Raw genomic sequence first — 11301 nt, 5'->3', positions numbered from 1 at the left:
TCCTCGGCGGGAGGGCCGTTAAGCGGGCGGATCAAGCGTCATGGTGGCTGGTCGAAACTGCGCATGTCAACGTTGTCAGGCACAAAACGGCGGCGCGTAACTCAGGTGTTACTTTCCCAAGACCTCAGACGACCAGCCAGCCATCACGGAGGACCGCCCCACCTTAATCACATAACCTCCCTGAGTCATCAGACGTCAGGTCAGATCTCACCCAATAGTCTTTGTGCACACAAATGCGCACTCAGGCCGTTGTCCTCATCACATCGTCGACTGCGGTGAGTGTCCGGTCCCCTGCAAGCTGTGCCGGGACGACCCGTCTGCCGATTCGTGGTGTGTCGCGAACAGCCGTGCGAACCGCCCGTCAGGCTGTGCCATCAGCTCCGGATACGTCCCGCACTGCACCACCGAACCGTCGTCGATGACGTAGATCCGGTCCATCGCGCGCAACGTCCAGGCCCGGTGCGACACGACGATCGTGATCCGGGTGTCCTTGGTACGGCGTAAGCCGGCGAAGATCTCGCGCTCCGCCTCGGCGTCGATGGCCGAGGTCGGTTCGTCCAGGATCCAGACGCCCGCGTTCCGGAGCAGGATCCGGGCGAGCGCCAGCCACTGCATTGCGGAGCGGAGCGAGCACGGTGATCTTCCTTCGCGGACGGCAGGCCAAACCGCGCTGGGGTCGATCCAGCGCGGTGCGGCACGTCGGGCCGTCAAATGCGTGCCATCCGTAGAACAGGCCCAGCCCGTTCAGCGAGGGATCCAGGGGCAGATCACGTGGTGACGCGACACAACTCCTGGCAGATTACCGCGTCAGCTGGGCGGGATGTTCTGGTTCAGGTGGAACAGGTTGCCCGGGTCGTACTTCCGCTTCAGCTCCGTCAACCGGTCGTACGTCGAGGCGCCGTACGCGGTCCGGATGCGGTCGGTGCCCTCGTCGGTGAGGAAGTTGACGTACACCCCGGACTGGTGCGGCTCGATCGCCCGCCACGAGTCCCGCACCCACTCCCGTTGCTCCTCGAACCCCTCCGGGCCGAGCGTCGCCCCGACGAAGTTGAACGTGTGCCCGCTCGATCGCCCGCCGAACGCCGTACTGTCCTCAGGCACTCGGGAGATCGCGCCGCCGAGGTGGAAGATCGGGTACGCCGTGTACGGCGAATCGATCGCCAAACCGCGCTCGGCCGCGATGTCGATCACGTCGTCGGTCAACTCGCCGACGTCGCACGCGCGCATGTAGTACCACCGGCCATGCGGGAAGCTCGGATCGAACATCGACTGCAGGGCGAGGTACGGCGTCGCCGTGCACGTGTCCAGCAACGGCGGTGCGAACGCCTTGAGCGGCGCCACCACCTGCTCGCCTTCCTCGACCGGTCCGGCGTAGCTGACGACGACCGCCACCACCGGTCGGCCGTGCAGCTCGGCCGGAATCGTCGGCAGGGCCGGGAGCCAGCGATGGATCACCGCGGTGGTCAGCTCGTCCGGGACGTCGGTGATCCAGTCCCGGTAGAAGCGCATCCACTCCGGCGACTGCTCCATCGGCCACGCCACCAGGCCGCCGTACACGATCGGTCCGACCGGATGCAGCCGGAACTCGAACTCGGTCACGATGCCGAAGTTTCCACCACCGCCGCGGATACCCCAGAACAGATCGGCGTTCACGTCCTCGCTCGCGATCACCAGCTCACCCTCGGCGGTGACCACGTCGACCGAGATCAGGTTGTCGATGCTCAGTCCGTACTTGCGCATCAGCCAGCCGATCCCGCCGCCCAGTGTGAGGCCGGCCAGACCGGTATGCGTGACGATGCCGGACGGCGTCGCCAGGCCGAACGCCTGCGTCTCCCGATCGAGCTCACCCAGCAGCACACCCGCCTGCGCGCGGGCGGTACGTCGTACCGGATCGACCCGGATGCCCTTCAGCGCAGCGAGATCGATCAGGATCCCGCCGTCGCAGGTCGAGTGCCCCGGGAAGCTGTGACCCCCGCCGCGGACCGCAACCGGCAGACCGGTACGGCGGGCGAACGCCAGCGCGCTCCGGATATCGGCGACTCCGGTGCAGCGGGCGATCACCGCGGGCCGCCGGTCGATCGACCCGTTCCAGACCGCACGTTGTTCGTCGTAGGACGGGTCGCCCGGATGGATCAGCTCCCCGCGGAAGTCATCGCCGAGCGCCTGAATCTCCGGAGTCATCGTGCTCATGACCTACTCCCCCCTCCCCCAGGCCCCCTTTCACCGGCCAGTTTGCTCCTGCCGGTGAGGACTGTCGAGGTGATCGGGACCCGGAGGTCTTTCGGTCAGGATCTTGACAGCCGACGGAACACAGAAGCCCCGCGAGATCACCCGGGCATTTCATGACGTCTAGCCCTCGCGGCTCGGGAGTAGCTGGCTGATCAGGGCGTCGGCTGTCCAGTGCTCCCATCGGCTGGGACTCCAGCCGCGGCGCTTCGTCAGGTAGTGGTACATCTCCGGGCTCTGCAGGGCGAGCGCGATGTCGATGGCCATCGCCGGGTCGACGCCCTCGCGGAGCGGGCCTTTGGCCGCAAGGGCGGTGATGAGCCGTTCCATCACCGTCGCCCGCTGGGCGTTGTTGGTCTCCCAGAGCTCGGCGATCTCGGGGTCGGCCGAGGCGGCGCTGGAGACGACTTGCAGCACGGGTGCGACGCGCTCGTAGATCTCCCGGGCGAGGCGGGCCTGCGCGCGGAGCTGATGCTCCGGATCGGGGTCGTCGATCGCGGCCAGCACTCCGGGCCGCTCGAGAGTCGGAACGGGTTCCTCGTCGCCGGCCACGGCGATGTCGAGGATCTCGCTGAGCAGAGCGCGCTTGGTGCCGAAGGTGAAGTACAGCGTCTGTACCGCCATGCCGGCCGCGGCGGCGACGGCCTGCATCGAGGTCGCGGCATACCCCCGCTCGGTGAACAGGCCCAGCGCCGCCGCCCGCATCCGGTACCGATTCGCGCGCGCCTTGTCCACCCGCCGGGTGGCCTGACCGGGGTTCATGCCCACAGCCTAACAGTTGACTAGAGTTCGCCACCAGTGATCCACTAGAGCAACACTCTAGTGAATTCCCCACGAGGCATCCGTGAACGGAGACCTGCACCGATGACCGAGACACTTCCGCACACCGGCGCCACGCGTCGCCAACTCCGCACCGCCGCCCGGCTGACCGCGCTGATCGGCGGGCCGGTGTTCTGGCTTGGCACGCTGCTGCATCCCGCCCGGGACGGCTGGAGCATCGCGGCCGCCGGCGAGCGCTACGGACTCACCCACGACATCCAGGCGGCCGGCCTGCTCTTGCAGGTCGTCTGCCTGGCCAGCGTCATTGCCCTGGGCAACCAGATCACCCGCTGGCGGGACCTCAGTGCCTGGTACGGCGCCCTGGTCGGCACGCTGCTGTGGTTCGCGCTGATCATCTTCGACGGCTCGCACAATCCGGTCCGAGCGGAGTACCACCCGAGCGTGGTCCACCAGGCGTCCGACCTCGATACGCCGGCCGCGCTGATCGTCTTCCCGGCACTACTGGTGTTCCCGCTCGGCTACGTTTGGCTCGCCCGCACCCTTGGCCGACACGGCTTGCGGTTGGCCGGGCTGCTGCTCGCCGTAGGCGCCGTCGCGTACACGCTCGGCGGCTTGTTCATCTTCACCTCCGGACCAGGCTTCGGCCTGATCCAGATCTTCGAAGTAGCCGGCGCGACCTTGTACGCCACCGGCTACATCCTCCTCGGTCGCGCCGCCACCGACCTCCACCAGGTCCGCTGACGATGGCCTCCTCCCCCGACGAGAGCGCGGCGGCGATCATCCAGGCCTTGGTGTCACCGGCAGGGCGAGCCGATCCATTCCCGTTGTACGCCGCAGCGCACCGGAACGGCGCGGTCCAGGCCATCACCGACACCGTCTTCCTCGTGGTCGGCTACGCGGCGGTCAACCAAGTGCTTCGAAACCCTGGATTCGCCTTGCCGAGCGATCCTACGGATGCGGGCGACGCTGCTGCGCTGCGCTTGATGAACCGGTCGATTCTGCGGACCAACCCTCCGGACCACGGTCGCATGCGCTCGTTGATCTCCCAGGTCTTCACGCCACGGCGAGTCGGCGCGCTGCAGCCGACGGTCGTGGCCGCTGTGGACACCCTGCTCGAAGCGCTCGCCGACTCCGGAGCGGACGGCCGGACGGTCGATTTCATGGACCGGTTCGCCTTCCAACTGCCGGTCACCGTGATCTGCGAACTGCTCGGGATCCCGATGGCCGACCACCACCAGTTCCGCCCGCTGGCGTCCGCGTTGACCGCGGCGCTGGAACTTACGGGCGACGTGGACGGTCCGGCCGACGAAGCCGCCCGCGAACTGGGAAAGTACTTCACTCACCTGATCGGCGAACGCCGGACGACGCCGGGCGACGACCTCGTCAGCGCCCTGGTGGCTGCCCGCGACGCGGACGACGCCCGCCTGTCCGACGAGGAGTTGCTCGCCAACCTGATCCTGCTGCTGGTCGCCGGCTTCGAGACGACAACCGACCTCCTCGGCAACGGGCTGACGATCCTGCTCGACCGTCCGGACCTCGCCGTGGCGGTGCGCTCCGGCCAGATCACGACAGCGGCCTTCATCGAAGAGGCCTTGCGCTACGAGTCTCCTGTGCAGGTGACGACCCGGGTGGCAAGCGCCGACGGCCTCGTTGTCGAGGACGTCGGCATCCCAGCCGGCAGCGACCTGATTCTGTTGCTCGGGGCAGCCAACCGCGACCCGGCCCGGTATCCGCGCCCCGACCGGTTCGATCCCACCCGCGCCGACAACAAGCCACTCAGCTTCGGCGCCGGCCAACACATCTGCATCGGCAACAACCTCGCCCGGCTCGAAGCATCCGTGGCCTTCCCCCGCCTCCTCGACCGCTTTCCCGGCCTCTCCGCTGATCCCGGCCGGCAGCCCGTACGCCGCGACAGGCTCGTGCTGCGCGGCTATCAGACGCTGCCGATCCGGGTCAGAGCGTGAAAGCGGTGCTGTCTTCGTCGTACGGGCCCATCAAGGTCAGGGCCGGGGTGCCGGCGTACAGCTCGGCGGCCAACTGGCTGACGTCGTCGAGGGTGACGGCATCGATGCGGTGGAGGATGTCGTCGACGGTGGGGAGCTCGCCGTACACGAGTTCCGCCTTGGCGATGCGGGTCATCTTCGCGCCGGCGTCCTCCAGGCCCATCACGACCGAGCCACGCATCTGGCCCTTCCCGCGGAGCAGCTCGTCCGGGGTGATGTTGCCGTTGGCAATCACCTCGAGTTCGGCGCGGACCACGTCGAGGACCTCGCCGGCCTTCTTCGGCAGGCAGCCGGCGTACACGCCGACCATGCCGGAGTCGGCGTACGCCGAGCCGAACGTGAAGACCGAGTACGCCAGGCCGCGCTTCTCCCGGACCTCCTGGAACAGTCGGGACGACATCCCGCCGCCGACGATCCCGTGCAGTACGCCGGCGACGTACCGGCGCTCGTCGTTCCGCATCAGGCCCGGCATCCCGAGCACCAGGTGCGCCTGCTCGACATCACGATGGTGAACGCGCACTCCGCCGTACGTCGGAACTGGCTCGGCGGCACCTAGTCGGACCGGGGCGGGCTCGGCCTCCGTGGTCACCCAGTGCCGCTCGAACGCCTTGCGGACCAGGCGGACGACGTCCGCGTGGTCGACGTTCCCGGCGACCGAGACGACGATGTCGGAGGGCTTGTACCGGCGCCGGTACCAGCCCACGACCTGCTCGCGGGTCAGCCCGGCCACGGAATCGGGCGAACCGGTGATGGAGCGACCCAGCGGGGACATGCCCCAGAGCTGCTCTGCGAAGAGGTCGTGGATGTGGTCCGACGTCTCGTCGGCGTGCATCGCGATCTCCTCGTCGATGACGTCGCGCTCACTCTCCACGTCCGCAGCCGTCAGCGTGGCGGAGGTGATCATGTCGCAGATGACGTCGACCGCGAGCGGCAGGTCGGAGTCGAGCACCCGCGCGTAGTAGCAGGTGTACTCCTTGCCGGTGAACGCGTTCATCTCGCCGCCGACCGCGTCGATCGCGGCGGAGATCTCGAGCGCGTCGCGGCGCTCGGTGCCCTTGAACAACAGGTGTTCGAGGAAGTGCGTCGCGCCGGCGAGGTGGTCCGGTTCGTCCCGGGACCCCACGCCGACCCAGACGCCGAAGGTGACCGAGCGGAAGCCCGGCACGGACTGGGAGACAACCCGAAGCCCGGAGGGCAGGACGGTCCGTTTCACCGGACCGCCCGCCTCCGGGCTCAGCAGGGTGCTGGTGATGGCTCGCGTCACTCGGCGGAGTCAGCCACCTTCTCGTCGGCCTTCTTGTCGCCCTCACCCTCGATGACCGGGATCAGCGACAGCTTGCCGCGGTCGTCGATCTCGGCGATCTCGACCTGCAGCTTCTGACCGACCGACAGGACGTCCTCGACCGCCTCGACCCGCTTGCCGCCGGCCAGCGGACGCAGCTTGCTGATGTGCAGCAGACCGTCCTTGCCCGGCAGCAGGCTGATGAACGCACCGAAGTTGGTCGTCTTCACGACCGTGCCCAGGTAGCGCTCGCCCTTCTCCGGCATGGTCGGGTTCGCGATCGCGTTGATCGCGGCCCGGGCCGCCTCGGCGCTCGGACCGTCGGTCGCGCCGATGTAGACGGTGCCGTCGTCCTCGATCGAGATGTCGGCGCCGGTGTCCTCGGTGATCTGGTTGATCATCTTGCCCTTCGGGCCGATGACCTCGCCGATCTTGTCGACCGGGACCTTCACCGAGATGACCCGCGGCGCGAACTCGCTCATCTCACCCGGCGCGTCGATGGCCTTGGCCATCACGTCCAGGATCGTCAGCCGCGCGTCCTTGGCCTGCGTCAGCGCACCGGCCAGCACGCTGGCCGGGATGCCGTCCAGCTTGGTGTCCAGCTGCAGGGCGGTGACGAAGTCCTTGGTGCCGGCGACCTTGAAGTCCATGTCGCCGAACGCGTCCTCGGCGCCGAGGATGTCGGTCAGCGCGACGAACTCCTCCTTGCCGTCGACCTCACCGGAGATCAGACCCATCGCGATACCGGCGACCGGGGCCTTCAGCGGCACACCGGCGGACAGCAGCGACAGCGTCGAGGCACAGACCGAACCCATCGAGGTCGACCCGTTCGAACCGAGCGCCTCGGACACCTGACGCAGCGCGTACGGGAAGTCCTCGCGCGACGGCAGCACGGGCACCAGGGCCCGCTCGGCCAGCGCGCCGTGACCGATCTCGCGACGCTTCGGCGAACCCACCCGGCCGGTCTCACCGGTCGAGTACGGCGGGAAGTTGTAGTTGTGCATGTAGCGCTTGCGGGTCTCCGGGGACAGCGTGTCCAGCTGCTGCTCCATCCGCAGCATGTTCAGCGTGGTGACGCCCAGGATCTGGGTCTCGCCGCGCTCGAACAGCGCCGAACCGTGCACCCGCGGCAGCACCCGCACCTGGGCCTTGAGCGGCCGGATGTCGGTCAGCCCGCGGCCGTCGATGCGGATCTTGTCCTTCAGCACCCGCTGCCGGACCAGCTTCTTGGTCAGCGACCGGAACGCCGCGGACAGCTCCTTCTCGCGGCCCTCGAAGTCGGCGGCCAGCTTGTCCACCGTGGCGGCCTTGACCGCGTCGGTGGCGTCCTCACGCTCGTGCTTGCCGGCGATGGTCAGCGCCTGCGCCAGCTCCTCGCTCGCGGCGGTCTCGACCGCGGCGAACGCGTCGTCCTGGTAGTCCGGGAAGACGGGGAACTCGCCGGTCGGCTTCGCGGCCCGCGCGGCCAGGTCGGCCTGCGCCTCGACCAGCGTCTTGATGAACGCCTTGGAGGCCTCGAGGCCCTGGGCCACGATCTCCTCGGTCGGCGCCTGGACACCGGACGCGACCTTCTCGAAGGTGGTCGGGGTCGACTCGGCCTCGACCATCATGATCGCGACGTCACCGGTCTCGGTCACCCGGCCGGCCACCACCATGTCGAAGACCGCGTCCTCGAGCTCGGTGTGGGTCGGGAACGCCACCCACTGGCCCTCGATCAGCGCGACGCGGACGCCGCCGATCGGGCCGGAGAACGGCAGGCCGGCCAGCTGGGTCGACATCGACGCGGCGTTGATCGCGAGAACGTCGTACAGCTTGTCCGGGTTCAGCGCCAGGACCGTGATGACGACCTGGATCTCGTTGCGCAGGCCGGACACGAACGACGGCCGCAGCGGGCGGTCGATCAGCCGGCAGGTCAGGATGGCCTCCTCGGACGGGCGGCCCTCCCGGCGGAAGAACGAGCCGGGGATCCGGCCCGCGGCGTACATCCGCTCCTCGACGTCCACCGTCAACGGGAAGAAGTCGAACTGGTCCTTGGGCTTCTTGCTGGCCGTGGTGGCCGACAGCACCATCGTGTCGCCGTCGAGGTAGGCGGCGGCGGAGCCGGCGGCCTGCTGGGCCAGACGGCCCGTCTCGAAGCGGATGGTACGGGTGCCGAAGCTGCCGTTGTCGATGACGGCTTCAGCGAAATCTGCGCCCTCCATGGGCACGCTTGTGGATCCCGACACGGGATACCCCTCTCTAGCAGTGTGACGACTGCGAGGCGCGAGCTTCCGGGGTGCCGGTCTTCGATCGAGGCCCGCGGAAACTGTGTTGAATTTCCGAAAGCCACTACCGAGGACCGGTCGTCCTCCCGCCACGCGCTTCGCGTCGCCTCGTTCGTCTTGCGTGCTTCTGTATTCAGTTATGACCCGCGCCCGTGATTCAGCACTGGCGCGGATACGCCAGGAGCGGCCACCCGAGCTCGGGGGCCGCTCCTCGCGACGTCATCGGCGAAGGCCGAGCCGCTCGATCAGGGACCGGTAGCGGTTGATGTCCTTCTTCGCCAGGTAGTTCAGCAGCCGGCGGCGCTGACCGACGAGCAGCAGCAGGCCACGACGGCTGTGGTGGTCGTGCTTGTGCTCCTTCAGGTGCTCGGTGAGCTCCGCGATGCGGTGCGTGAGGAGCGCGACCTGGACCTCGGGGGAACCGGTGTCGCCCTCGGTCAGGGCGTACTCGCCGATGATCTTCTTCTTCGCCTCAGGATTGGCTGACGACACGTGCGATCCTCTCGATGTCCGTTGCGCGGCGCACCGGGGCTTGGGTCACCCGGGCACTCTCGATCCGCGGCCGTTCAGACGGCAGCGCCCAGAGTATCAGTCCGTGGACGCGTCACCCTAATTCTGGGTAAGGATCCGGCGCGCTCCGTCGACATCGGCTTTCATCTGGACCAGCAGCTCGTCGCTGGTCTCGAACCGGATCTGGCTGCCCCGCAACCGGGCCACGAAATCCACCGCGATCCGGGCGCCGTACAGCTCCAGGTCGTCGCGATCGAGCACGTACGACTCCACCCGCCGGTCCACGCCGTCGAAGGTGGGGTTGCTGCCGACACTGATCGCGGCGGGCAGCGGTTCGTCGTACGACGGAGCGCCCGGAGCCGGCTCGAGCACGGTCAGCCAGCCCGCGTACACACCGTCGAGCGGGATCGCGGCCGTCGCGTCGGCGGGGATGTTCGCGGTCGGGTAGCCGAGCTCCCGGCCGCGCTTGTCGCCCTCGACGACCACTCCGGTGACCCGCAACGGCCGCCCGAGCGCCTCCGCGGCGGCCTCGACGTCACCCTCGGCGATGCGCTCCCGGATGTACGTCGACGACCACGGCTGCGCGTCCCCCGACAGGCTCAGACCCTCAACCTGGAAACCGTCCTTGGCGCCGGCCGCGACCAGCGTGTCCACGTGCCCGGCGGCCTTGTGACCGAACCGGAAGTTCTCCCCGACCACGACGGCCTTGGCGTGCAGAGTGCCGACCAGGACCCGCTCGATGAACTCCTCCGGCGACCAGCCCGACACGTCCTTCGTGAACGGGAGGATCAGCACCGCGTCGGCGCCGTACCCGGTCAGCAGCCCGGCCCGCTCCTCGGGGCGGCTGAGCATCGCCGGCGCCCGGTCGGGCCGCAGCACCACCATCGGGTGCGGGTCGAAGGTCAGCGCGACCACCGGCAGGCCACCCAGCTCGGCGGCCCGCGCCCTGGCGTGCGCGAGTACCTCCTGATGCCCCCGATGTACGCCGTCGAAGTTGCCGATCGTGACGACCGTCGGCCCGAGATCCGGGCTCACCTGGTCCAATCCGTGCCAGACACGCATGACAGCAGGATTCCATGTCACCACCGGATTCCGTGCAGCAGGTCCACGATCACCCCTTGTGATCGATCGGTGACTCAACTTAGGGTGGGCCCGCACCGCCGAACTCTGGGGAGGGTCCCGTGAAGCTACGCCGCCTGGTCGCCTCCTGCGCGTCCCTGGTTCTCCTCGGCGCGCTGCCGGTCGCTCAGGCGGACGCCACGCCCGCGTTCCGGAACTACGTGGCGCTCGGCGATTCGTACACATCCGCGCCGCTCGTCCCCTTGCCGGACCTGTTGTCGCTCGGGTGCGTGCGCTCGTACAGCAACTACCCGAAGATGCTGGCGGCCGCACTGCGGGTTCGCCACTTCACCGACGTGAGCTGCGGTGGCGCCGACACCACGAACATGACGCAGCCGCAGAGCACACCGCTCGGGACGGCCGCGCCGCAGTTCGACGCGCTGACTCCGGACACAGACCTGGTCACGCTCGGGATCGGCGGCAACGACTTCGGGGTGTTCGGCGACATCGTCGGCACGTGTCCCGGGCTGCGCGCCTCCGACCCGACCGGCGCACCGTGCAAGGCACACTTCACGGTCGACGGCGTGGACACGCTGAAGGCTCGCCTCGCCCAGACGCAGGTCCGGATCACGGCCGTTGTCCAGGGCATCAAACAAAGGTCGCCGAAGGCAACGATCCTGCTGGTCGGCTACCCGAAGATCGCGCCGGAGCACGGGACCTGCCCGGCGATCCTGCCGTTCACCGACGGGGACTACGGCTACCTGTACTCGATCGAGCAGGCGCTCAACTCGGCAGTGTCCACAGCCGCCGCCGCGACGGGAGCGACGTACGTCGACACCTTCGGCCCCTCGACCGGACACGACGCCTGCGCGCCGGACGGCCAGGCGTGGATCCAGGGCAAGGACATCAACCTGCTCCGCGCGCTGAACTACCACCCGCGCTACGAAGGCCAGGCCGGCGTCGCGTCCCTTACGTACAAGACGTTGGTCGGCGCACCAGCGGTCGTCACCGCCGCGGAACAGTCGGAGTGGGCCGCGCACGCTCGAGTGCTGGCCCGCCAGGCCGCTGCCTCCCCTCAGGCCCTCGAGGCTTCCCTGAACCGCCTACGGACCAGCGCGCAACGCTGACCCTTTCCAATCCGTACGGCGGACCCCGGGCCGAGCCACCTCACGCGTGG

The 11301-nt window shown here is 68.6% G+C and carries 10 protein-coding genes; 3 read left to right on the top strand and 7 right to left on the bottom strand.

The window, feature by feature from the left end; translation table 11 throughout:
- Positions 1-258: 258 nt before the first annotated feature.
- The 3 genes from OG558_RS29715 to OG558_RS29705 form a co-directional block, all read right to left on the bottom strand.
- A complete protein-coding gene (locus OG558_RS29715; RefSeq protein WP_405065940.1) occupies positions 259-615 on the bottom strand; it encodes a hypothetical protein in 357 nt (118 codons plus the stop codon).
- A gap of 192 nt (positions 616-807) precedes the next feature.
- Entirely contained in the window at positions 808-2190 is a 1383-nt protein-coding gene (locus OG558_RS29710; protein ID WP_405065939.1) for an FAD-binding oxidoreductase, read from the bottom strand.
- A gap of 159 nt (positions 2191-2349) precedes the next feature.
- Positions 2350-2988: a TetR/AcrR family transcriptional regulator gene (locus OG558_RS29705; RefSeq protein ID WP_405065938.1), complete on the bottom strand. Its 639-nt coding sequence runs from the start codon at positions 2986-2988 to the stop codon at positions 2350-2352.
- A gap of 102 nt (positions 2989-3090) precedes the next feature.
- On the opposite strand from OG558_RS29705, the gene OG558_RS29700 reads away from it, so the two are divergent.
- Together OG558_RS29700 and OG558_RS29695 are read left to right on the top strand one after the other, a co-directional pair.
- Positions 3091-3747 carry a hypothetical protein gene (locus OG558_RS29700; protein WP_405065937.1) on the top strand — a complete coding sequence of 219 codons (657 nt, stop codon included), beginning with the start codon at positions 3091-3093 and terminating at the stop codon, positions 3745-3747.
- 2 nt (positions 3748-3749) lie between these two features.
- Complete coding sequence (locus OG558_RS29695) at positions 3750-4970, top strand: cytochrome P450 (protein ID WP_405065936.1); 1221 nt, start codon at positions 3750-3752, stop codon at positions 4968-4970.
- Here OG558_RS29695 and OG558_RS29690 read toward each other — a convergent pair.
- From OG558_RS29690 to OG558_RS29675, 4 genes are all read right to left on the bottom strand, one after another.
- Positions 4960-6273, bottom strand: coding sequence for a M16 family metallopeptidase (locus OG558_RS29690; RefSeq protein ID WP_405065935.1), 1314 nt, complete (start codon positions 6271-6273; stop codon positions 4960-4962). The two genes, OG558_RS29695 and OG558_RS29690, sit on opposite strands and share 11 nt — an antisense overlap.
- Positions 6270-8492: a polyribonucleotide nucleotidyltransferase gene (locus OG558_RS29685; RefSeq protein WP_405065934.1), complete on the bottom strand. Its 2223-nt coding sequence runs from the start codon at positions 8490-8492 to the stop codon at positions 6270-6272. The genes OG558_RS29690 and OG558_RS29685 overlap by 4 nt, the downstream gene beginning before the upstream one ends.
- Positions 8493-8774: 282 nt before the next feature.
- Positions 8775-9047 (bottom strand): 30S ribosomal protein S15, encoded by a 273-nt coding sequence (rpsO, locus tag OG558_RS29680; RefSeq protein WP_328521718.1) that lies wholly within the window; start codon positions 9045-9047, stop codon positions 8775-8777.
- 117 nt (positions 9048-9164) lie between these two features.
- Positions 9165-10127 carry a bifunctional riboflavin kinase/FAD synthetase gene (locus OG558_RS29675; RefSeq protein ID WP_405065933.1) on the bottom strand — a complete coding sequence of 321 codons (963 nt, stop codon included), beginning with the start codon at positions 10125-10127 and terminating at the stop codon, positions 9165-9167.
- Between the two features lie 119 nt (positions 10128-10246).
- On the opposite strand from OG558_RS29675, the gene OG558_RS29670 reads away from it, so the two are divergent.
- The gene (locus OG558_RS29670; RefSeq protein WP_405065932.1) at positions 10247-11251 is read left to right on the top strand and encodes an SGNH/GDSL hydrolase family protein; all 1005 of its coding nucleotides are present in this window, start codon (positions 10247-10249) and stop codon (positions 11249-11251) included.
- Positions 11252-11301 lie beyond the last annotated feature (50 nt).

This window comes from Kribbella sp. NBC_01510 (assembly GCF_045040325.1).
In the GTDB taxonomy this organism is placed as follows: Bacteria; Actinomycetota; Actinomycetes; order Propionibacteriales; family Kribbellaceae; genus Kribbella.
The sequence above is the reverse complement of the archived record's forward strand: the minus strand, read 5'-3'. Positions and strand labels throughout refer to the sequence as shown.